Source organism: Carboxylicivirga sediminis, assembly GCF_018156225.1.
Taxonomy (GTDB): Bacteria; Bacteroidota; Bacteroidia; order Bacteroidales; family Marinilabiliaceae; genus Carboxylicivirga; species Carboxylicivirga sediminis.
The window spans coordinates 15698-40294 of record NZ_JAGTAR010000012.1; the positions used below are offsets into that span (position 1 = coordinate 15698).

The 24597-nt window shown below is 40.8% G+C and carries 20 protein-coding genes; 1 reads left to right on the plus strand and 19 read right to left on the minus strand.

Annotated elements, in window-relative coordinates:
- Positions 1-32 precede the first annotated feature (32 nt).
- The 14 genes from KDU71_RS09265 to gyrA all read right to left on the minus strand — a co-directional run bounded on the left by KDU71_RS09265 (position 33) and on the right by gyrA (position 14894).
- Positions 33-935 (minus strand): glycosyltransferase family 2 protein, encoded by a 903-nt coding sequence (locus tag KDU71_RS09265; protein ID WP_212189986.1) that lies wholly within the window; start codon positions 933-935, stop codon positions 33-35.
- Entirely contained in the window at positions 919-1464 is a 546-nt protein-coding gene (locus KDU71_RS09270) for an acyltransferase (RefSeq protein WP_212189988.1), read from the minus strand. Before KDU71_RS09270 ends, KDU71_RS09265 begins: the two co-directional genes overlap by 17 nt.
- Before the next feature lie 2 nt (positions 1465-1466).
- Positions 1467-2549: a DegT/DnrJ/EryC1/StrS family aminotransferase gene (locus tag KDU71_RS09275; RefSeq protein WP_212189990.1), complete on the minus strand. Its 1083-nt coding sequence runs from the start codon at positions 2547-2549 to the stop codon at positions 1467-1469.
- Between the two features lie 3 nt (positions 2550-2552).
- Positions 2553-3272, minus strand: coding sequence for a sulfotransferase (locus tag KDU71_RS09280; protein WP_212189992.1), 720 nt, complete (start codon positions 3270-3272; stop codon positions 2553-2555).
- Positions 3266-4546: an ABC transporter ATP-binding protein gene (locus tag KDU71_RS09285; RefSeq protein WP_212189994.1), complete on the minus strand. Its 1281-nt coding sequence runs from the start codon at positions 4544-4546 to the stop codon at positions 3266-3268. Before KDU71_RS09285 ends, KDU71_RS09280 begins: the two co-directional genes overlap by 7 nt.
- A gap of 342 nt (positions 4547-4888) precedes the next feature.
- Positions 4889-5287, minus strand: a complete 399-nt coding sequence (locus tag KDU71_RS09290) for a GxxExxY protein (protein WP_212189995.1) — start codon at positions 5285-5287, stop codon at positions 4889-4891.
- Positions 5288-5387: 100 nt separating this feature from the next.
- Positions 5388-6233 (minus strand): ABC transporter permease, encoded by an 846-nt coding sequence (locus tag KDU71_RS09295; RefSeq protein ID WP_212189997.1) that lies wholly within the window; start codon positions 6231-6233, stop codon positions 5388-5390.
- Between the two features lie 521 nt (positions 6234-6754).
- Positions 6755-7033, minus strand: coding sequence for a type II toxin-antitoxin system RelE/ParE family toxin (locus tag KDU71_RS09300; RefSeq protein ID WP_212189999.1), 279 nt, complete (start codon positions 7031-7033; stop codon positions 6755-6757).
- A complete protein-coding gene (locus KDU71_RS09305) occupies positions 7017-7256 on the minus strand; it encodes a hypothetical protein (protein WP_212190001.1) in 240 nt (79 codons plus the stop codon). The genes KDU71_RS09300 and KDU71_RS09305 overlap by 17 nt, the downstream gene beginning before the upstream one ends.
- Positions 7257-7538: 282 nt before the next feature.
- Entirely contained in the window at positions 7539-8129 is a 591-nt protein-coding gene (gene cysC / locus KDU71_RS09310; protein ID WP_212190003.1) for an adenylyl-sulfate kinase, read from the minus strand.
- 130 nt (positions 8130-8259) lie between these two features.
- On the minus strand, positions 8260-8661 hold the full coding sequence (locus tag KDU71_RS09315; protein WP_212190005.1) for a GxxExxY protein: 402 nt from the start codon (positions 8659-8661) through the stop codon (positions 8260-8262).
- A gap of 293 nt (positions 8662-8954) precedes the next feature.
- The gene (gene rfbC, locus KDU71_RS09320; protein WP_212190007.1) at positions 8955-9506 is read right to left on the minus strand and encodes a dTDP-4-dehydrorhamnose 3,5-epimerase; all 552 of its coding nucleotides are present in this window, start codon (positions 9504-9506) and stop codon (positions 8955-8957) included.
- A 1650-nt stretch (positions 9507-11156) separates the two neighbouring features.
- Positions 11157-12317 carry a tetratricopeptide repeat protein gene (locus tag KDU71_RS09325; protein ID WP_212190009.1) on the minus strand — a complete coding sequence of 387 codons (1161 nt, stop codon included), beginning with the start codon at positions 12315-12317 and terminating at the stop codon, positions 11157-11159.
- A gap of 48 nt (positions 12318-12365) precedes the next feature.
- Positions 12366-14894 (minus strand): DNA gyrase subunit A, encoded by a 2529-nt coding sequence (gene gyrA, locus KDU71_RS09330; RefSeq protein WP_212190011.1) that lies wholly within the window; start codon positions 14892-14894, stop codon positions 12366-12368.
- 347 nt (positions 14895-15241) lie between these two features.
- Here gyrA and KDU71_RS09335 point away from each other — a divergent pair, with 347 nt between their 5' ends.
- Positions 15242-17758, plus strand: coding sequence for an ATP-dependent Clp protease ATP-binding subunit (locus tag KDU71_RS09335; protein WP_212190013.1), 2517 nt, complete (start codon positions 15242-15244; stop codon positions 17756-17758).
- A gap of 63 nt (positions 17759-17821) precedes the next feature.
- Here KDU71_RS09335 and KDU71_RS09340 read toward each other — a convergent pair whose 3' ends face one another.
- The 5 genes from KDU71_RS09340 to thrA form a co-directional block, all read right to left on the minus strand.
- Positions 17822-18700 (minus strand): tetratricopeptide repeat protein, encoded by an 879-nt coding sequence (locus KDU71_RS09340; RefSeq protein WP_212190021.1) that lies wholly within the window; start codon positions 18698-18700, stop codon positions 17822-17824.
- Positions 18701-18825: 125 nt separating this feature from the next.
- A complete protein-coding gene (locus tag KDU71_RS09345) occupies positions 18826-19464 on the minus strand; it encodes a tetratricopeptide repeat protein (RefSeq protein ID WP_212190023.1) in 639 nt (212 codons plus the stop codon).
- A gap of 108 nt (positions 19465-19572) precedes the next feature.
- Positions 19573-20880, minus strand: a complete 1308-nt coding sequence (gene thrC, locus KDU71_RS09350) for a threonine synthase (RefSeq protein ID WP_212190025.1) — start codon at positions 20878-20880, stop codon at positions 19573-19575.
- A gap of 3 nt (positions 20881-20883) precedes the next feature.
- Positions 20884-22095, minus strand: a complete 1212-nt coding sequence (locus tag KDU71_RS09355) for a cofactor-independent phosphoglycerate mutase (RefSeq protein WP_212190027.1) — start codon at positions 22093-22095, stop codon at positions 20884-20886.
- Between the two features lie 19 nt (positions 22096-22114).
- A complete protein-coding gene (gene thrA, locus KDU71_RS09360) occupies positions 22115-24535 on the minus strand; it encodes a bifunctional aspartate kinase/homoserine dehydrogenase I (protein ID WP_212190029.1) in 2421 nt (806 codons plus the stop codon).
- Positions 24536-24597: the final 62 nt, after the last annotated feature.

Here is a 24597-nt window from a genome sequence, read left to right on the forward strand (position 1 = left end):
CCCCTTTAAGCCGGGTTTAATACATATTATCATTATAAAACTCTTCTTATTATCAAACGGCCAAATCCGAATTTGAACTTCTGAAAAGCAAATTTAGCTACTTCAAAAGCAAAGTGAATCTTTTTATTCTTTTCCTTGACTAAGGAGTTATACTCTAACTGCATTTGCTGAATCCTAAAAAGCAGATCTTTTTTATATTTAGGAAAGGTGTTGTAGAGTACTTTCATTGTGTGTAATGAATGAAAATACTTATTTTTTAAACTAATTGTACTCCAATTACCGGTATCATGGTGCCTATATACTGACGGAGCTACATCGTTATGAAAATAAGCACCCTTCTCATATAAATTAGCCAGCCAACAAAATAAAAATGTATCGCCATTATAAACTTTTGAAAAAGTCGTTGGAAAACTTGTATTAGGATTTCTAAAAACGACTGTTTGTGTAGGAATTATCTTACTTCGAAAGATGTCTTGGATTGTGTATGATCTTGGTGTTTTTAATACTAAATTACCTGTGCTACCATGATTATTATAAACAGTCGAATTATGAAAACTAATGGCATATGCTTCATTCGCCTCCAAAAAGTTCACTTGTTTTTGCAATTTAAAAGGATCAGTCCAATAGTCATCGCCTTCGCAAAGCGCGACGTAATTGCCTGTACAGGCTTCTAATGTCCTAATAAAGTTAGGTATCATACCTAGATTATTATGAATGGGGAGCAGTTCAATCAACTCAGAGTGCTGATGTTGAAAGTTCTCACATATATTGCGGGTTTTATCAGTGCTACAGTCCTCGCCAATGATTAATTTAATCGGGAAATTCGTTTTTTGCATTAATACCCCTTCAATTGCTTCGGCTATAAAGTATTCATGATTATAGGTAATCATACATACACTAACAGTTGGGGATTTACTATTATTTAATGGACTCATATAAATTGAGTATATTTTTTTTACGTTGTTTAATAAAAAGTGCCGGGCATCCCCCAAAAATGCTCCATTCTTCCGTGTTGGTTTTTACAAGTGACATTGCACCGATAGCTGTCCCTTCATCAAGTGTAACATTTGGGAGAATAACTGTACCAGCTCCAACTTGAGAAAATCGTTTAATCGTAACTTTACCTCCGTTAACGTTTGTAAATTCATCGGGCACCATGGGACTAATCATATATTCCCCACCAAAATCATCGGAGGCACTAAATATGGTACAGCGCGGAGAAAGGCCCGTAAAATCTTCCATTTCAATGCCCAATTTTCCGTAAAGAGCTGAATAAGCTGAAATATGAATATAATTACCCAAAGTAATATCCCCGGAAAGTAAGCAAAAGTCATCAATGCGCACGTGTGAGCCAATGCTGATAGTTTCTGGACTATAAATGGAGGCTTTGTCAGAAATCAGTACATTGCTACCATAACTTTTAAAGCCCACATTTTTTAATTCATCCTCAGTTAAAAAAGCCATCGTTAATATTTTAAAGTTCTTAAGATAAGCCGACAAATTAAATCGATTTCTGATTGCGTGAGGTTAAAATACAAAGGCAGACAAAGCACGCGTGGCGCAATATTATCGCAAACAGGTGTGGTTTGTCTTTTTACAATATAGTCCAATTTAGCTAAGGATGGATAGAAGTATCGGCGAGCAAATATTTCATGTTTAGCCAGGGCATCAAATACCTTTACGCAATCTTGTTCTGTTTTAAAGATAATAGGGTAGTAGCTATAGTTATACAGCGTATCAGCCGGTATTGCGGGGCGCATAAGTCCTTTATCAAGCAGCCAGGCATCGTACTGAGCACTATCTTCTTTTCGTTTTTCAATAATATTATCAATATACGGCAGATTGGCCAGACCCATGGCGGCATGGAACTCCGAGTTTTTACCGTTAATACCAACACCGTTAAATCGGTCAGCTCCATCGTGCCCGAAGTTACGAAGATAGGCCAGGCGTTTTAATAGAGCAGGGTCATTGGCGATTACTGCCCCCCCTTCAATGGTATGAAACAACTTTGTAGCATGGGTACTCAATGTGCTTATATCGCCATAGCTGAGTAGGGATTGCCCCTTGTAGCTAGTGCCAAAAGCATGGGCTGCATCATATACCACCTTTAGTCCGTTTTTTTTTGCAATGGCTTCTATCTCTTCAACATGACAGGGTATACCATAGACATGGGTAGCCAATATAGCACTTGTTTTCTCAGAGATCAATGCTTCAATTTTTGTTGGATCAATGGTCAAGCGTTCCGAAACAATATCAGCAAATACAGGTGTACACCCTTCCCAAACAATTGAACTGGTGGTAGCCACATAAGAAAAGGGAGTAGTAATAATTTCTCCTTTTAAATCCAATGCTTTAATTGCCATCTGTAAAGCGATGGTGCCATTGGTGGTAAAAAGCAGGTGTTCGAGGTTAAGGTTAGCTTTCAACTTTAACTCCAGTTCATTAACCAGAGGCCCATTATTGGTCAGCCAGTTACGCTGCCAAATCTGGTCGATCAATTGGTCATACTCGTTCTTAGGAGGCAAAAATGGTTTAGTAACAGGGATCATTGATTATATTTCAGATGTTTTATTTTTCCACTCAAATGTTTCTCTTAAAGGCGTCTTTCCAATAAAATGACACATTTTTTTATAACTCTCCTTCTCCGCGGCATTAATAACCAACAGATCGTTTGGTCTGCTTTTAAAATACTCTATGACATCATTATTGTGTTTATTGTAAACTTCCTTATAATGTTCAGCTTCATAGTAACAATCACCAAAAATGCGATTTATTACTTTTAATGGATACCCTTTATAGATATACTTCGCATTTGCTAAATCAGCTTTAGTGGGTGTTTTTCCATCGGCCCACAGTTTTCCATGGAATTTGCATAAGGATTCGAACCATTGCTGATCACTATCGCGTACAGTTAATATAAATTTACTCCCTTCAAACTTTTGATCTAAAATTTTAAATATACTAGGTAATGAGAATGGTATGTCCTGAAAGGCCTCTGCTTTTAAACAGTAATTGAATAGCGTTTTAAAGTCGTCATTTATGATGTTATCCAATAATAATTCAGCTTCTCTTTGATTACCAAGTTTTATATCAAACTCTTTTAGTGCAGACTCTACAGAAGTAGTTCCGGTTTTATTAAAACCGATAACAAATATTTTTGGGTTATTTCGTCTTTTAATAAATTGTTGCTCTTTAAATGTAGCATAGTGCTTAAATAGTCCAAATAAATTAAGAATAGCATGAAATTGTTTTCTGAAATAGTTCTCTAACATTCTACATCATAATTAACTAGTACGCCTTCTTTCACTACGGCCTCTTTTCCAAATCCATAGAAATCACCACCTTCAACTGTAACGGAATAGGCGTGCTCAATGTCATCTCCAATACCATCTTCTGTATAACAGCTTAACTGTAATGAGTATTCTCCCTCCGGTAATGGAAATTTTGAAAAACTAAATAGCACCTTTCCTTTGTCGGTTTTATTAAAAATTTTAGGCGTTTGATTGACTAATCCTGAGTTGCACAGGATTCTAACAACACCTTTATTGTCAACAATAAGCATTCTAATACCTATTATTTTTGTATTCTCCAGTAATTTATATTCAAGTTCGATTTTGCATTTTAAACCGGCTTGTAATAAGTTGATCTTTTCATGTCGCTCATTTAGTAAATTTACATTAGTAAATCTAAAATTATAGCCACCCTTACGATCCGTTCTATCTATTAAATCTTTTTCTGATTTAGCCATATTATTTGCTAGGTACAAATTGATACCATCAGAAACATCGCCATCAAATAGATATCCTCCATTTTGAAGGACTAAGGCACGATTGCATAAGTACTGGATACTCGCCATATTATGACTCACAAACAGCACCGTCCGACCCTGGTTTTGGGAGACATCCTGCATCTTGCCAATGGCTTTTTTCTGAAACTCGGCATCGCCCACAGCCAGTACTTCATCCACCACCAGTATTTCGGGCTCCAGGTGGGCCGCAATGGCAAAGCCCAGGCGCACCGTCATACCACTGGAGTAGCGTTTGGTAGGGGTGTCGAGGTATTTGGCCACACCGGCAAACTCCACAATCTCGTCCAGCTTACGGTCGATCTCCCACTTGCGCATCCCCATGATGGTGCCGTTCATGTAAATGTTCTCACGGCCCGTCATCTCCGGGTGAAAGCCGGTACCTACCTCTAAAAGTGAAGCCAGTCGGCCTTTGACTTTGATGCTGCCGGTGGTAGGAGAGGTGACGCGGGAGAGGAGCTTTAAGAGAGTGCTCTTACCAGCGCCGTTTTTACCAATAATGCCTAGCACTTCACCTTCTTTCACTTCGAGGTTGATATCGCGCAGGGCAGCCACTAATTCGCCTTTCTCGGCTTTTTGGGTGCGGTCGTTCACATGGCCCACTTTGGCGTAGGGGTCGTCTTGCCCCAATATATTCATGCGTACAAACCTGTTTAAATCGTGGCTTAAAGTGCCAGTACCAACCTCTCCAAGGCGGTAGATTTTACTAAGGTTTTCTATTTTGATTACAGTATTGCTCATTTTTCTTTTTGTCCACAGATTACGCAGATTAAACGGATTATATGGATTTTAATTGCTTCGCAATTATTATTTAGAACCACGAATTTAGCGAATTATACGAATTTTAAATGCTTACGCATTTTGATAAAACTATAATTAGGCTTGTCCCGCGCTAGGGAGGCTGTGCGATAGCATATAGCCGAACTTATGCGGGATACCAACCTCTCCAAGGCGGTAGATTTTACTAAGGTTTTCTATTTTGATTACAGTATTCGACATATGATATTCTCAACGAATTTTTTAAATCTAAGGTTACTGCTTAGCAATGATTTTTGTCCGCAGATTTCGCAGATTAATGCAGATTTATTTTTCTTTTATAATTCTTTTTCTTTGCAATGATTCTTGACCAAAGTTTAAAAGAAGTCCTAACTTATATCCAGTAGCTTTTAAATAGTTAAAAACTTGTGACTCATGCTTACCAGATAGCTCGTCAAGGGCTTTGAGTTCTATGATGACCTTGTCATAACAAATAAAGTCTGCAATATATTCCTTTTTTAGATTCTGACCTCTATATGATATTTGTAGAGAAGCTTCTCTTAGATAAGGAATCCCTTGCATTTTAAATTCTATCTCTAATGCTTCTTGATAAACCTGTTCGAGAAAGCCACATCCAAGCTCTCTATGGACAGCCATAGCGGCACCTATTATTTTATAGGTTTCGTCATTATATAACAGTTTATGAGTATTTAGCAGGTTAGGCATTATTTATTTTTTATTAGCGTCAATCCGCTAAATCAGCGGACAATATTTTATTAAGCGCCATGCTAATCAATAATTCGTCAAATTCGCATTAATTAGATGACTAGACTGTATCAATAAAGTTACGTTCTGTTTTATGGAAGATGATAATGCCTAAAAACAGGATGACTGTTGCTACGGCAGCACTATAGCCCAGGCTAGCCCAGCTAAAATGACCGGCTCCTAAAAAGGCGTATTTAAAACCTTCGAGGATAGGGGTGAAGGGGTTGAGCAGCAATATGTCGCGCATGGTGCCTTCGGGTATAGAGCTGACCGGGTAAATGACCGGTGAGGCATACATCAGCAGTTGCACGCCAAAGGTTAATAAGAAGGTCAGATCACGGTACTTGGTGGTCCAGCTGGTGAAGATGATGCCGGTGCCCAAACCAAACATGGCCATCAGAATAATATAGACGGGCAGGAGCGCAATGCTCCAGTTGGGCTGTACTGCGCCTTCCTGTGTTAGCAGGTAATACAAGTACACCGCCATAAAAAAGGCGAACTGGATACCAAACTTAATCAGCCCGCTTGTGACCTTGGCAAAAGGCATGATGAGCCGTGGGAAATACACCTTCCCAAAGATATTGGCATTCTCTTTAAAGGTCTGTGCCGTCTTATTAAAGCTCTCGGAGAAATAGTTCCAGATGGTGATACCGGCCAGGTAGAACAATATCTGGGGCGTGCCATCGGTACTGATTTGGGCTATTCGGCCAAATACCACCATGTAAATAAGGGTCGTTAGAATGGGTTGCACCACAAACCAAATTGGCCCCAGGATGGTCTGCTTATAAACGGTGATAATATCCCGCTTCACAAACATACGGAGCAGGTCGCGGTACTGCCATATCTCCTTAAAATTAATATCGAACGCATGGCGTTTGGGGCGTATAATTAAATCGTATTTTTCCATTGTTTTAAATTAGTAACAAGTATCAAGATGTAAGTATCAAGATGATTTACAGCTTGGTTAGTTTTGGTCCACAGATTACGCGGATTATGATGATTATTGATTTGCAGCTTGGTTAATTCGGTTGTCCGGGAATTACGCGAATGAACGCGAATTTAATATTGTTGAATTGTTTATTGGTTGAAGAGTTGAGGATGCTATGAATTTTTACCGTTATGCGCTTTAAATTTTTCACTTTTAACTCTTTTTAACCACAGATTACGCAGATTATAAAGATTAATGATTGGCAGCTTTAATAATTATTTACCACAGATTAATGTGATTATTGGGATTCAAAATTGATGTAATAGAGCTTATCACTCATCACTTTTAATTTTTCACTCTTTGCTAATGTGCTAAAAGCCGAAGGCGTTCTGGTCTCTCACTTCTTATCGCTTATTCTATCTATTTTCTATTAGTATAGCTTTTTATTTCGTCGCCCACACGATCGGAGTCGTACGGTAGCGTTGAAAGTCTGTCCTTCATTAGTCCAATTTGTTTTGGTACTTAACGAAGCCAAACACTTCAATCGTATTGTTATTGATGCGAAATACAATTGTATAACCCTTGAAAATAACATCCCTTATTCTTTTATCTTCAAAGTATATGGAAGCTCTGTATTGGTATGGATTCTTTGGTATTTGCTTTAATTGTTGAATCAGTTCAGATTTGAACTTTCGAGCTCTCGCCGGGCTATCAACAGCTATGTATTCAACTTGGTGTTCAAGCTTTAGAATAAAGGATTCTTTAAAGACTATCTTCATTTCTCCTTATTTTGCTTTCCAGTCGTTCTTCTAATTCATCAATGGTATAATATTTAACTGTTCCTTCATTTATTTCATTGAGCTCAGCCTGAAGTTCTGCCTGTATTTTTAGAAATGCTTCATCTTCACTGATAATCTCTATCTCATCCTTGCTAAACTTGCTTAACAGCCAAATAAAATGCTTATAGGCTTTGTCATGTATTTTTAGTTTTATGGTATGCATCGCAGTTTTTGTTAGGTATATCCGGTAAATTACTATAAATGAAAATATTGATCAAGCAACAGAGTCTCAATTCTCAACGCTTAGCTTATTAAGCCCCTCAGGCCTCTGGCCAGCTCCCCGGGTGGAGCATTGATTGGCAGCTTGGTTAGTTTTGGTCCACAGATTAAGCGGATTATGATGATTAATGAGATCCAAAATTGATGTAATAATGCTTATCACTCATCACTTTTAACTCTTCACTCTCTGCTCTTTGCTAATGAGCTAAAAGCCGAAGCGCGCTTACTACCACCTTACTTCACTCTTTACAAACTGATAGGCTTTCTCAATGCCTTCTTCAATGCTTAATTCATCGGTGTTGATGGTTACTTCAGCATTGTCTGGTCTGTCAAAAGGCGCATCCAGACCGGTGAAGTTTTTAATTTGTCCGGCCAGTGCTTTCTTGTATAAGCCCTTGGGGTCTCGCTTTGCACAGGTATCAAAGGATGCATCCACAAATATTTCAATAAAATCCACATCTCCAATAATCTCCCGTGCCATTTGGCGGATATCATTGGTGGGTGAGATAAAGGCATTGATGGAGATGATGCCACAGTTGAGGAATAGCTTATTAATCTCCGCAATGCGACGAATATTCTCAGTGCGGTCTTCCTCCGTAAAGCCTAAATTATTATTGATGCCCGTGCGGATATTATCACCATCCAATACCTGGGTAAGATAACCACGCTCCGCCAGTCGACGCTCCAGTCCATGTGCCAGGGTACTTTTACCCGAACCTGATAATCCAGTGATCCAGATGACCTTGGCTTTTTGCTTCAGGTATTGTTCTTTATCGTCGCGGTTGAGATAAATGTTGGTGGGGTGAATATTTTGCATATGATTAACCACAGATTATGTTGATTATTAAGATTATATGATTGGCAGCTTTAATAATTATTTACCACAGATTATGGTGATTATTAAGATTGTTTAATCTTCTTAATCCTTTTAAATCTGTGCTTCATTTTTAGAAATAGTCTTTTACGTTAATGCGCTTGTACTTTAGACTTATTTCACCAAAGTTTAATAATAAACCCACTTTTTTATTTGTAGCTTTCAGATAGTTATATAATTGAGCTTCATGCTCATTCGACAATTGAGATACAGCTTTTAACTCTACTATAACTTTCTCATAACAAATAAAATCAGCTATGTATTTTTGTTTAAGTTTTTGTCCGCTATAGAAAATTTCTATTTGTTCTTCTCTCTTAAAAGGAATATTACGTTTCTGTAATTCAATTTCAAGGGCCTCCTGATAAACTTTTTCAAGAAAACCAAAACCTAATGATTTATGAACGCTCATTGCTGCCCCTATTATTGCATAGGTTTCATCTTTTAATGGAAAATGTTCATCTAATAGGTTTGGCATTATTAATCTTTTTAATCCTTTTAATCCTTTTAATCTGTGGTAACTATTTGGTTCGGTTCTTTATCGTCGCGGTTGAGATAGATGTTGTGGGGTGAATATTTTGCATATGATTAAACACAGATTATGGTGATTATTAAGATTGTTTGTTTTAAATAGTTTACCACAGATTATGGTGATTATTAAAATTGTTTAATCTTCTTAATCCTTTTAAATCTGTGGTTCATTTTTAGAAATAGTCTTTTACGTTAATGCGCTTGTACTTTAGACTTATATACCAGCAACTAGAAACTTTTTCACATTGTTGGAATCACCGTTTCTTTCATTGGCATTAACGCTTTATCTTTTTCCGATAGTATGATTTCCTCAACGGGCAGTTGCCAGTCAATATTCAGGTCTTGATCATTCCAGGCAATGCCACTATCATAGTCAGGGGCATATTTATTATCCACCATGTAGCTGAAAATAGCCGTTTCGCTCAATACTACAAAACCATGGGCAAATCCCCTTGGGATAAACAGTTGATGCTTGTTCTCACCACTTAGCTCAAAGCTCAGGTGCTGACCATAGGTAGGAGAGAGGTGACGTAAATCCACCACCACATCCAACACCTTCCCTTCGATACAACGCACCAGCTTAGCCTGTGAATAGGGTGGTTTCTGATAGTGTAAGCCCCGCAATACGCCATAAGCTGATTTGGATTCGTTAACCTGTACAAAGTTGACATCACCAATGTGTTGGCTAAACTTCTCCTGGTTGAACGATTCCAGGAAATAGCCCCGGTTATCGCCAAAAACACTTGGCTTAATTAATGTCAGGTCTTGTATTTGGGTGTTAATGAATTCCATTGTAGTCTGCAAATTAATTTCGTCGCCCACACGATCAGAGTCGTGCGGTAGCTGCGAGTTAAATATTGTTGAATTGTTTATTGGTTGAAGAGTTGAGTATGCTATGAATTTTTACCGTTATGCACTTTTAATTTTTCATTCTTTTTAACCACAGATTAATGTGCTTATTGAGATTCAAAATTGATGTAATAAAGCATATCACTCATCACTCATCACTTTTAACTCTTCACTAATGGCCTACAAGCCGAAGGCGTTCAAGATGATAAAGCTTCGCCTCCTCAGTCACAATGTGTGAGTCAGCTACTGGCTGATTTTAAGGCGAATAAACAGTCTCCACTCAAGAAACATATAAACACCAATGAGGTTGAGTCCAGACCCCCATATCATTTAAGTAAAATCCCAGAGAAAACAGGCGATTCCACTTCCGTTATACACCGTAAAAGGCCATAGGTTACCCTAACAGCACATTCTTTTTTATCGGATTGGTGTATGGGGCAGTCAGCTCTGTTAGTGCTCACTGCAGTGTTTACAGAAGTAGTTACCCGGTAACGGACAGTCCATTGAAATTGATGCGCGTATTGACTAATAGCCAGCCTGTCAAAGTATTTATGCAAGATTTTATGACTTACATGAGCTAACTTAGATAGGGCAGCAGCTAGTATATAATTGGTAAATAATTGCAATTTCTGGTATTTGTCCAAAACCTCTCTCTTGATTTACATGCGAATTTAATAAAAATGTAGGTTTTGAAACGCTTTGTTAATAAATTATAGGGCATATTGAAGGTGAAAAAGCGCGAAAAATGGTCATTGTTATAACAGTTGAAAGCCGAAGATTGGCCATATCATGCAATGAGTGCAAAAATAAATCCTGACATGATAGTATTGAGACTGATATTACATGGGTTTGTATTCCTTGCGTTTCCAAACAACCACTACGTAAGATTAAACTTAAACAGTTGTGAATGGCAATACTCAGCTGTTATTTTATCTGTTTTACATAAAATACTCTTGCAAAATTCGGATACGAGTTTTAATGTGTGAGGTATGTATACAATTTGACTTCTGTGACAAAACAGACTCTCAAGTCTTTTATTGACTAGGTATATATACTAAGATAAATAATACTTCAAATACCTAAATTGCTGCAAACTTTATCTTTTCCCGGATTCTACAACCTAAGCCGCTGTTTAATAACGTTTACTCAGCGGCTTTCTTATGAGACTCATTTAGTATTCTTTCAAATAATCTATTCAGTGCTGAACCTGTTCAGACGTTCTGACTTAAACAGGCACAATTACCGGACTTATAATTTTAGCTTTACCCGTATTTGTTATAAACCATACATCCACTCAGGAAAATCTGTTTGCACTTAGTGCATTGTTTACCACATACTCTTAAGGATTTAAGCCATTTAAAATTCGCTGAGATTGGCACGTACGTGGATTTATGCAGATACGAATGAGATATTCAATTCTCAGAGGCTTTATTAAAGAGCAATACTGATTTTATTTCAATTACCACAATGTCGTATGCCTATGCTTATAATTTGGCTTTGGCCAAAGCACCAATACCCCTGTCTTATATTTGATATTATGTTATTTTTAAAATATAAAAAAATAGCCGGCGATTAAACCGGCTACCTTCTTTATTAATTTAAAGCGTCAATCTTAGCTTTTACTTCATTGTACTTGTCCATTCTCTCGAAGCGGTAATACAAACCTTTTAAAGTTTCTAGAACGGCTGCTTCTTCCGGCTGCACTTCGTGAGCACTTTCCATGTATGGTAATGATTTTTCCCAGAATTCGTTAGCCACTTTCATAGCTGCATTGAATTCTTTTGTGGTTGTTTTATCATTGGCTACATTTTGCTGCTCAACACCTTTGTTATAATAGATAACTCCAATGTTATAAAGCGCATTGAAAAACTTGTTGTCAATTTCTAAACACTTTTCATAGTTCTTAATGGCTTCATCTTTATCAATGCTCTCATACAGAACACCACGCGCATAGTAGAATGATGGATTCTCAGGATCCTTTTCGATGGCTGTATTCAGGTATTCTAAAGCAGCATCATTCTGCTGAGCATCCAGGTAGTACTGAATCAGTGTTGTTAAAATACGCTCATCTTCAGGATATTTTTGGAAACCACGCTGCAGGTTTTCAGCTACTTTTGTGCTGTCACCAGATGCATCAAACACCTGATCCAACAACAATACAGCATCACCACCACCGTAGCCTAAGTCAATTGACTGGTTGAAATACTTTTCAGCTCTGTTCCAGTCCTTGGCATTGTAAGCAGCTAATGCACAGTTGTATACGATAGCTGTATCAATACCTGGGGCTTCTTCCTGGAACATTGGTAAAGCATTGATATACAATACATTTTCGAAAGCAAATAAAGCCTGCTCGAAATTTTCAGTATTAAATCCTTCGATACCCGAGTTAGTTAAGTCAGGCTTGAAGAATGTCAGCTGAAGCTTAATTTCTTTCTCATATTTACCAATTCCCTTACCTTTTTCATCACCTTTTTGGTCAAGCTCAATGGCTTTCTTGTAGAAATCCACCGCTTTTTTGATACCATCAGCATCCTGTCCGGATTTAGCCAACTCAGTATAAACTTTGGCAGCAATGATGTATGTTTTAGGCCAGTTCATTGATTTCTCGTTCTCAATAGCCTGGTCAATTGCCTTTTTTGCAGCATCTACGTCATTTGTGTCCAAATAACCACTGGCAGCTGATACTTTACCTTTTTGGGCAAATACAGCTGAGATGCTGAACATTAAAATTGCAAATAGCGCTAATCTTTTCATTTCAAAAAGTTTTAGATTGATTTTGTGAGGCAAATATAGTATTTATCCTCATTCGTTAGTTTGTTCCTTAGTATTTTCGGTTACCACATCATCGTTATCCTCCTGTTCAAAAGCTTCCTGTTCAATGGCCGCTTCTGAAGTTACTTTAGCTACCGATGCGATTTCATCCTGCTTCTTGCTCAGATTGATTAATCGAACGCCCTGAGTAGCACGTCCCATTACTCGCATCTCACTAACTGATAATCGAATAGCAATACCCGAACGATTAATAATCATTAAATCGTTATCGTCAGTCACGTTTTTAATCGTGATCAATTCACCGGTTTTTTCACTGATATTCATGGTTTTTACCCCCTTACCACCGCGGTTGGTAACCCGGTAATCTTCCGTTTTGGAACGTTTTCCATATCCTTTTTCGGACACTACCAGAATATCTTCAGCTTCTGTATCTTTCACACAAACCATGCCAACCACTTCATCATGTTCTGAAGCCAGCGTTATACCACGCACACCTGCACCTGTCCGGCCAATGCATCGGGCCTGTGTTTCGTTAAAGCGAATGGCACGACCTGAGCGTGTAGCCATCAGTATTTCAGACTGTCCATTGGTGAGACGGGCCTGCAACAGCTCATCGTTCTCTTTAATGGTAATAGCGTTTACTCCATTCACACGCGGACGAGAGTAATCTTTCAATAATGACTTCTTAACCACACCTTTCTTGGTACCCATCATGATGTAGTGCGAATTGATGTAATCCTCATCATTCAGCTTCTTCACCTTGATAAATGCCTTCACCGTATCATCCGGATCGATGTTCAGCAAATTCTGAATGGCTCTACCCTTAGAGTTCTTTGTACCTTCCGGTATTTCATAAACTTTCAGCCAGAAACAGCGTCCTTTTTTGGTGAAGAACAGCATGGTATTGTGCATAGAAGCCGGATAGATGTGCTCAATAAAGTCTTCGTCTCGTGTGTTGGAACCTTTTGAGCCTACACCACCCCTGTTTTGCGTTTTGAACTCAGCCAATGGCGTGCGCTTCATATAGCCCAGGTGAGAAATGGTAATGATCATTTCTTCATCAGCGTAGAAATCTTCCGGGTTAAACTCTTCAGAACTGTAAACGATATCTGTACGACGCTCATCACCATACTTAGCTTTGACCTCTTCCAGCTCTTCTTTGATAATGCTCATGCGCAATTCAAAGTTGGCCAATATATCTTTCAGGTGGGCAATCTCCTTCATCAGCTCTTCATACTCAGCACGCAGTTTATCCTGCTCCAGTCCGGTTAACTGACGTAGGCGCATTTCCACAATGGCACGTGCCTGTATATCCGTTAACTCAAAGCGCTTTATGAGGTTCTCACGCGCTTCATCAGGCGTTTTAGCAGCCCTGATAATTTTGATCACTTCATCAATATTATCACTGGCAATAATCAAACCTTCCAGGATGTGCGCGCGTTTTTCGGCCTGATCCAATTCATATTGTGTACGACGCGTCACAACTTCGTGACGGTGCTCCACAAAACACTTGATTAATCCCTTAAGATTCAATAATTGTGGACGACCATTCACCAATGCAATATTATTGACCCCAAAAGAGGTTTGCATGGCCGTATACTTATATAGATGGTTCAGCACCACATTGGCAATTGCATCCTTCTTCAAGTCAATCACAATGCGCATACCCTGACGGTCTGACTCATCATTCACATTGGAGATACCATCAATCTTTTTATCATTCACCAGGTCGGCAATCTTCATGATCAGCTCGGCCTTATTCACCATGTATGGTATCTCTGAAATGATAATCTTCTCACGACCGTTGCCTTCCATCTCAATATCTGTTTTGGCACGGATCACCACACGTCCTTTACCAGTGTTAAAGGCATCTTTAACACCCTGGTAACCATAGATCGTACCTCCTGTCGGGAAGTCAGGGGCCTTAACAATATCAATCAACTCATCAATTTCGATGTCATTGTTGTTGATGTAAGCAATGGTGGCGTCAATCGTGTCGCGCAAGTTATGCGGCGGCATATTCGTAGCCATACCCACTGCAATACCTGATGCCCCGTTGACTAAGAGGTTGGGGATGCGTGTAGGTAAAACTGTTGGCTCCTGAATAGAGTCATCAAAATTCAATTGAAAATCGACGGTGTTTTTTTCAATATCCACCAACATTTCTTCCGCCAGCTTATTTAAACGCGCCTCCGTATAACGCATCGCCGCCGGGCTGTCTCCATCAACCGATCCGAAGTTTCCTTGTCCATCAACCAAAGGATAGCGCAATGACCAGTCCTGAGCCATCCTTACCATGGCAAAATAAACCGATGAATCGCCGTGTGGGTGGAACTTACCCAGCACCTCTCCTACAATTCTGGCAGATTTTTTATACGGCTTATTGGCTGCTAATCCCAGCTCACTCATCCCATACAAAACGCGGCGGTGAACCGGTTTCATTCCATCACGAACATCAGGTAAGGCACGCGAAACAATCACCGACATCGAATAATCGATGTAGGCTGACTTCATCTCTTCCTCAATGTTGATTTTTATTATTTTTTCTCCTTCAGTCATTTATGAGTTTGTTTTTATATAATCTATTACAATAAAAAATGGCTTGTATCAGCCATTTTTTGAACGCACTAATTTAAGTAATTTCGATTAGATGGAAAAACGATTATTAACACATTTTATCAACAGGCAAAAAGCAGGTTCACCGCAGGAATGTTTTCAACATTTTTTGATTATTGCAAGGAGAATAATTAAATTCATCCATTGACAAGAAGCTGCACAATTGTCAGGTTTTGCAGTTCATAGGCTGTTCTTTCGCTTGTTGCACGATTCTTGTTCATTTTTTTTACCTGTCGGCCAAACAAGAGAGCCGGCAGCTTGTTTTGTAATAAATAGATTCAAACAATTATATGGATTTAAACTTTTCGCCACGTATTAAAGACGTGATCTCATACAGTAAGGAAGAAGCTGAAAGGTTGGGTAACCATTTCATATCGCCAGAACACCTGATGCTTGGCATCTTGCGTGACGGTGAAGGTGTTGCCATGGAAATAATGCAATGGCTGAATGCCGATATTTCGCGCATCAAATATGCATTAGATGAGCACCTGAAAGAAAAGGAGGCCATCCAAAGCGATAATCTGCCATTATTACAATCAGCCGAACGAGTATTAAAACTGGTTCACCTCGAAGCTAAAGCCTTAAAAAGTAAGCGTGTTAATACAGGCCATTTACTAATCGCTCTTCTGAAAGAAAAGAGCAGTATAATATGGGAAATTATGGCAGAAGAAAATATTAATTACCAGCGGGTTAAAGAAATACTTGAGCAAGAAGCTCCCCTGGCCAAGGCCGACTATCCGGAGGATGACGATCAGGATAGCCCCTTTTCCGGATCGGGCTCCGGTTCGGGTGGCGAAGGCAGTAAAGCTAGTGCCAAAACAGGTTCAGACACACCTGTCTTGGACAACTTTGGCATTGACATCACCAAAGCTGCGGAAGAAAATCGACTGGACCCCATCGTTGGCAGAGAAAAAGAAATTGAACGACTGGCACAAATATTAAGTCGTCGCAAAAAGAACAACCCCATTTTGATTGGAGAGCCGGGTGTTGGTAAATCAGCCATCGCCGAAGGCTTAGCTCTACGCATCAATGAAAAGAAGGTGTCCAGGGTACTTTTTGACAAACGTGTGGTAACCCTTGATCTGGCTTCTATTGTTGCCGGCACCAAGTACCGGGGGCAATTCGAGGAACGTATGAAGGCCATTCTTAACGAGTTAAGCCGCAATCCGAATATTATCCTGTTTATCGATGAGATACACACCATTGTAGGTGCCGGTGGCGCCACTGGTTCGCTGGATGCGGCCAATATGCTGAAGCCAGCCCTGGCACGTGGTGAGATACAATGCATTGGTGCCACTACACTGGATGAATACCGTCAGCACATTGAAAAAGACGGTGCCCTGGAGCGTCGATTCCAAAAGGTAATGGTGGAACCGACGACCATTGAAGAGACCGTGGAGATATTGAATAACATCAGGGAGAAATACGAAGACCACCACAATGTGAGCTATACACCGGAAGCCGTGGAGGCCTGCGTTAAGCTGACTGAGCGCTATATCTCTGACAGGCATTTGCCCGATAAAGCCATTGATGCCTTAGATGAAGCTGGTTCGCGCGTACATATTTCCAATATTGTAGTGCCCGAAACCATCCTGAAGATTGAAAACAACATTGACGAGGTTAAGGAGAATAAGATCAAAGCCGTAAAAGCCCAGAATTTTGAACTGGCGGCCAGCTTCCGTGACAAAGAAAAGGAGCTGCTTGATGAGCTGGATAGTGCCAAAAGTAAATGGGAAGAAGAACTGCTTCAACACCGTGAGAGCGTAGATGCTGAAAAAGTGGCAGAAGTAGTAGCCATGATGACAGGTATACCGGTACAACGAGTAGCCCAGGCCGAAGGCTTCCGCCTTTTGAAGATGGGTAAAGAGTTAAATGGATCGGTCATTGGCCAGAATACCGCCATTGAAAAGATTGTAAAAGCCATACAACGTAACCGGGCCGGACTGAAAGATCCGAACCGCCCCATTGGCTCTTTTGTCTTTTTAGGACCAACCGGTGTTGGTAAAACCCACCTGGCAAAAGTGCTGGCCAGGTATCTTTTTGATACAACCGACGCACTTATTCGCATTGATATGAGCGAATACATGGAGAAATTCTCTGTGTCGCGATTAGTAGGTGCCCCTCCGGGATATGTTGGGTACGAAGAGGGTGGTCAACTAACCGAAAAGGTACGCCGTCGCCCTTATGCAGTGGTGCTTTTGGATGAAATTGAGAAAGCTCATCCAGATGTCTTTAATTTACTGCTTCAGGTGCTGGATGAAGGTCGTTTGACTGATAGTTTAGGTCGAAAAGTGGACTTTAAAAATACCATTATCATCATGACCTCGAACATCGGTACGCGCGAACTGAAAGATTTTGGCCGTGGAGTTGGTTTTACCCCGGCCAGTAGTATCTCAGACCGTGATCATGCTAAAGGGGTTATTGAGAAAGCGCTGAAAAAAGCGTTCGCGCCTGAGTTTATTAATCGTATTGATGATGTTATCATCTTCAATAACCTGGAAAAAGAGGACATTCACAAGATTATTGATATTGAACTAAAAGGACTGTATGACCGCGTGGAAGCTCTGGGATACAAACTGGAGCTGTCCGATAAAGCCAAAGACTTTATTGCTTCGAAAGGCTACGACGTTCAGTATGGTGCGCGTCCTCTGAAACGTGCCATCCAAAAATACCTGGAAGATGAAATGGCCGAGGTCATTATCCAGGCGTCCGTATCAGAAGGTGATATTATTAAGGTGGATTATGACGATAAAGAAGAAAAAATAACCACTGCCATTATTGAACTATCGAAGAAAAAGGAAGAATAGAAATATTTCCAAGCACAAAAAAAGCTGCCCACAGGCAGCTTTTTTTGTGCTATTTATTTTGGATTATTTTAACAAGGCTGCCATTTGGCTGGCCTTATCCTCCATTTTCAATCGTCTGTAAGCAATACTCAAACAGCTGATTATAGCCTTGTCCTTAGACGAAAGTTGGTGCGCCTGCTCCAGGTATGGTAAGGCTTTATTATACCCTTTAGCAATCTCCTCCAGCTTTTTTGTTGAGTTGTGATAATCTACCCGACTCGGGTTTTTCATAGCCTCATAGCGTTTTGTTTCTTTGCTGTAGAGATGGTCAGTTTGCTTAAAGTAGATCACACCGAGCTTCTTAATACTGTTAAGGTGATTGGGCTGTAAAGCCACCACTTTTTCAAGCTCCTCTGTAGCTTTAGCATAATCCTTCAAACGCTCATAAGATGAACCTAAGAGGTAGTGATACATATAATTGCCTGGCTCCTCGCTAATAGCTTCACTTAAGGATGTCACCGCTTTTTCATATTGCTCAGAGTTAAAGTACAGATAGCCCAGCTTTTTGGTGAATTCAGCCTTTTGGCTTGCAAACTGATTGCGCCCATCGATTAAGGCCTTTTCTGCTTTATCAAATTGCTTTGTGCCGGCAAAAGCATCCCCCATAGACAGATACAATTCTGCCTCGGAATAACCGCTTGTCTGTGCCTTATCCAGCATGGTCACGGCCTTTTGATAAGCTTTAGCCTTTGCATAGTTTTGACCAGCTTTGAACCAGGAGAAGGCATCCGTATGACCATCTGATTCATAGAGCTGAGCAGCTTTTTCATACAATTCGGCAGCAGCGAGGTATTGCATCTGACTCTCCTGCATGATAGCATCACTCTTCATTACATCCGCATTTTGCGCGAATAGTGCACTCACACAGCCGGTGAGTAACAGCACTGATAACAGTTGTTTCATTTACTTCTTGTTTTTAGGGGTTGAGCTACAAAAATAACTGAGTTAGTTAGAAATTCACCAAGAATGATACCAAAAAAAAGCGGCAGCCTAATCAGACTGCCGCTTTCAACTATTTTTATTCTTTCTTAGCTAGCCAGGAAAGTGTCAATTCCGCTTAAGATGGCTTGTGCATTTTTATTAGCTGCATCATACTCCAAAGCTTTCTTAGCTAAATCAGCTGCTTCATCCAAAACAACCTTAGCTTTTTCTTTAATAGCATCCCACTCATCGCGGTTACCATCAACACGTGTATTTAAGATGCCCTGCCCTTTGGTGTAAAGTTCGTTACTTTCTTTCACATAATAACCAGCCAACATCTTTTTCATATGTGCCACGTACTTGCTTGTGCCATACTCTTCAATACCGGCTAAAAGCACTTTTTCCATTTCGGCATCTTTATCAGCACTCTTCAATGCTGAAGCAATGTAATAGGTAGAAACGTCAGCTTTGTAGTTTAATTTCTTAGACTCGCCGTAAAGGTTAATGGCCTTATCGTAATTTTTTATTTTACGCGCACAAGTAGCTGCATTGTAAACCATGGCTTCATCCATTGGTTCTTCGCCCCAAGTTGCAATTGCTTTTTCAAATAACTCCAACGCGCCTTTGTAATTTTTCGCTCTTAAAGCTTCATTCCCCTGATTTTTCAATTCTGCCGCACTTTCTTCCTGAGCATAAGCTCCGAAAGCTACCATTAACACAAGAGATAAAGTTGCTAAATACTTCATAATAAAATTCTTTTAATCTATTTTATTGATACAATTGATTTCAACGGTCGTAAAAATAGTTTTTTTTTAAAAATATATTAAAGATTAGCAGGATTTTTTAACACATGCCTACTTACGTCCGGCGTGGCCCAGCAGGATTTTTACCAAATCACCATAGTCAGCCGAGGCACTTTCCACTTGCTTTTGACCATCTAAAAATGCTTTGAGGCGTTCTGGTTGTTCCACTTTCTGCTGAATCACCTCCTCTACCGTTTCAGGGAATTTAGCCGGGTGAGCAGTTGCCAGGAAAATACCGTAAGCATTGGTGTCCAATTTATCTTTGATAGCATGATAGCCAATGGCTCCGTGCGGATCAAGTACATAACCAGACGTCTTGAATACCGAACGAATGGTTGAATAAATTGTATCATTATCCACCTTCACACCTTCTACAACCGCTTTAATATCCGATAACTTATGATGGAACAACTCCTGTATCCGAACAAAGTTACTTGGATCACCTACATCCATGGCATTGGCCGGTGTAGCAATGCTCGGGGCAGGTTGATAATTACCCGTATTCAGATATTTAGGAACAATATCGTTACAGTTGGTAGCAGCTACAAAACGTTTAATAGGCAAGCCCATCTTGTAAGCAATTAATCCGGCAGTTAAATTACCGAAATTACCACTGGGTACACACAACTTAACTTCTTTGCGCCCTTGCTTAAGCGCCTGTGCATAAGCTGAAAAATAATAAACCATCTGTGGCAGAAAACGCGCCAGGTTAATGGAGTTGGCCGAGGTCAGCTGCATACTTTTCTTAAGTTCATCATCCATGAAAGCAGTTTTAACCAGCCGCTGGCAGTCGTCAAAGGTGCCATCCACCTCTATGGCTGTAATATTTTGGCCCAGGGTGGTGAATTGCTTTTCCTGGACATCCGACACCAACCCTTTGGGATAAAGTACAAATACATTGACCCCTTCTACTCCGAGGAAGCCATTGGCAACAGCACTGCCCGTATCACCCGATGTAGCCACCAACACATTTACCGCTGCACCTGTGTCTTTGGTAAAACGCGCCATAACCCGTGCCAGGAAACGGGCACCTATATCTTTAAAGGCTAAGGTAGGCCCATGAAATAATTCCAATGAACCAATTCTATCGGTGACCGGCACCAACGGAATGGGAAAATTAAATGCTTCTGTTGTTAGTTGCCTGAACTCGTCTTCGGGAATCTCAGGACAAAAGAAGTGCTTTAAGGTTTGGAAGCCTATTTCGCCCAATGACATATCTGGCAAAGCTTTCCAAAAATCATCCGGTAAAACCGGGATTAACTCTGGCATAAACAGGCCTTTATCAGCTGCCAAACCATTAATGACGGCCCTCTTTAAATCACTCTTAACAGATGGATTATTTGTACTGTAATATTGCATTGTTTACTTTTTTCCGGATAATAATACCTGCATAAATTCTGTTTGATCGATAAAACCAAATACACCATTGCTTACCGATTCTTCATTATATTCCTTCACCTTATCGGGGGCCACCCCAGGCCGGTAGATCATAAAAGGTACGTGATCCCGCGTGTGTGTCCTTATCTCGCATGGTGTTGGATGATCGGGCAGAAAAGCCACACTCACATCTTCGCCATCCTTACTTAGATATTCAAGCACCAGCTTCACCACTTTCTGATCAATATCCTCCAGCGTTTTTATTTTCAACTCCACATCACCTTCATGACCAGCTTCATCAGGTGCTTCAATATGCAGAAACACATAGTCGGCCCCCTCCTTTAATGCTTTTAGAGCAGCTTGTGCTTTGCCCGTATAGTTAGTTGTATACAAGCCAGTTGCTCCTTCTACAAAAACGGATTGCAGTCCTCCCAGCTGGCCTAATCCATGAATCAGATCAACCGCCGATATCACCACTCCCTGCTCAATGCCATATAGCTCCTTCATGGTGGGCATGGCTGGCTTGAAACCAGGCGACCAGGGCCATATCATATTGGCAACGGGCAATCCTTTAGCGCGCCTGCGCACATTTACCGGATGCTCACTCAACAGTTCATTGGAAGCAAACATTAACTGGCGCAGCAGTTTAACGGTATCATTACTTTCAAAGGGCTTGGGTAGGATTGTTTCAACAAACTCGCCAGGTACATCGTGAGGTGGCGTACATTCTACGCCATTTTTGCCACCCTTTATCACCATCACATGACGATAACTTACGCCGGCATAAAATTTAACCCGCTCAGTACCCAAATACTCATTCAAGGCATTGATTAATTCCCGCGCTTCTTCCGTTTCAATATGGCCGGCAGAATGGTTGAGCAGCTTAGCTGCTTCCACGGTCACCAGATTACAGCGAAACACCAGATCCGTGGGTCCTATATCAATCCCAAGAGCTGCCGCTTCCAACACGCCTCGTCCCTGATAGTATCTTTCGGCATCATAGCCCATAATAGTCATATTGGCCACTTCGCTGCCCGGATGTAATGAATCAGGCACCGTTTTCAGGTAACCGCAACCCGATTTCTCACATAGCTGATCGATATGAGGTGTATTAGCCACCATCATCGGCGTTTTGCCATTCAGGCGTTCGATTGGTTGATCGGCAAAGCCATCTGCCAGTATTACAAGATGTTTCATGTGCTTATTTCGTTTAAGGTTAAAGGTTCACTACTTTAATAATATCGGCAAAAACACCGGCAGCTGTCACGTCTGCTCCGGCCCCGTAGCCTTTTATCTCCATTGGATGCTCGTAATAATAATCTGATCGGAGAATTACTTTATTATTGCTATCCGCCAAATTATAAAACGGATGATGGGCATCCACTTCAATAAATCCCACCCGGGCACGCCCCTCTTTGAGTGAGGCCGCATAGCGAATGACTTTCCCTTTTGCGTCAGCTTCGGCGCGCATCGCTTCAAAGGTAGCATCGTATGCCTTCAAACGCTCCAGAAACCCTTCCACAGCCTCATCTGTAAAATACTCGGCAGGCACAAATGGCTTGATCTCTACGTGTTGCTCCTCCAGGGCATATTCACTTTCACGTGCCAAAATCAGCAGTTTACGCAGCACATCTGTTCCTTTCAGATCAATACGTGGATCAGGCTCACTATAGCCCAGTTCTTTCGCCTCGAGTACTACTTCTGACAGGGGCCGATCTGCGCTGACATTATTGACGATATAATTCAAGGTGCCCGACAGCACTGCTTCCAGTTGCAGGATGCGATCACCACTCTGCACCATACCATTAATGGTGTTAATGATTGGTAAGCCAGCTCCCACATTGGTTTCAAACAGGTACTTCACCCCTTTCTGACGAGCTGTTTTCTTCAGTTGTTCATAACGTGCATAACTTGATGAGCCAGCTATCTTATTGGCTGTCACCACAGATACATTGTTTTCCAGTAATCGTTGGTATTTTTCAGCCACCAGTGCACTGGCTGTACAATCTACAAATACACTGTTTGAGTGGTTGTTGGCAATGATTTGCTCCACAAACTGGTCTATTGTTCCCGGACTAGCCTCCTGAAGCACTTCAAGGGCAGATTCCAATTCCAGTCCCCTATCGTTGAATATCATTTGCTTTGAGTTGGCCAAACCAGCTAAACGTATGCTTAGATGCTCGGTTTTTAATAAGCGCTCTGATTGACGTGTGATTTTCTGCAGCAGGTTCTTACCAACTGTACCAACACCCACCAGATACAGGTGAATAGCCTGATAAGCACTCAGGAAGAACGACTCATGCACCACATTGAGGCACTTTCTCAGGTCGCGTGCATGGATTACAAATGAAATATTCAGTTCTGAAGCCCCCTGGGCAATAGCATATATATTAATACCATTGCGCCCTATGTCACTAAATAATTTGCCCGACACACCTGGTGCATGTTTCATGCCCTCTCCAACAATGGCCACCACTGCCATATCTTTATCAATAGAAACTCCATTGATCTCGCGGCGGGCAATCTCTTTATCAAATTCTTTTATTAAGGCCAACCTGGCCACTTCTACATCCTCATTGGCCAGTACCACACTAATACTGCTTTCGCTGGATGCCTGTGAGATAAGGATAATATTTATATTATGGCTGGCTAGTGCACTAAACATGCGCATAGAAATACCAGTGATCCCAATCATACCATTACCCTGTAGCGTCAATAATGCCACATCTTTTATAGACGACAGACCTTTAACGCGCTGTTGTTCATCCTTCTGATCATCAATTAAAGTGCCTCTTGCCGAAGCATTAAATGTATTTTTAACTTTAATAGGGATTTGCTTTTGTAAAGCCGGAATGATAGTTGGCGGGTAAATCACCTTAGCACCAAAATGCGACAGTTCCATCGCTTCTGCATAACTCAGATGTTCAATGCAGTAGGCCCGTTTTATTACACGCGGATCGGCCGACATGAATCCATCAACATCCGTCCATATTTCCAGCGCTTTCGCCTCCAGACCTGCAGCCAGTAAAGCCGCCGAATAGTCTGAACCTCCCCTTCCAAGCGTTGTGTTTTCGCCATCGGCATTGGCTGCTATAAAACCAGGAAAGACATTCACCTTGCTTAGCGAAAATTTTAGCTCGCCAATGGCTTGCATGGTTTCATTGTATTTAACATGGTGACCTTTGCCATTGGCTTCAGTCATAATAAAACGACGACTGTCAAACAGTTTGGCACCATCAATAAGCTGACTTAAAAAAACAGATGACAGGCGCTCTCCAACACCCACTATTGTATCGTAACTTTTGGTGCTTAATTCACGCGTTAAGTAAACCCCTTTGAGCACTTGCCTTAACTCTTGCCATACATCCTGACACGAGCTATGAAGATCTGCCTGACCATTGTCTTCAAATAATTCCTGTGCGATGGTGGCATGTTTCTTAACTACCTCTTCAATTATGTTCTGGTAGTCCTCGCCCCTTACCGCTGTATTGGCAGCCAACACTAGCCTATCGGTAATTCCTCCGACGGCTGAAACGACAACAACAACAGGTTCTGACTGGCTCTTGACAATCGCTTGTACCTGACGGATAGCTGAGGCACTGCCCATAGATGTACCACCAAATTTTAAAACTTTCATATAGTGAGCTTTACAAAATCAAAATAATCAATGCCTAACCACAACAGATTAGGTTGAAAAAC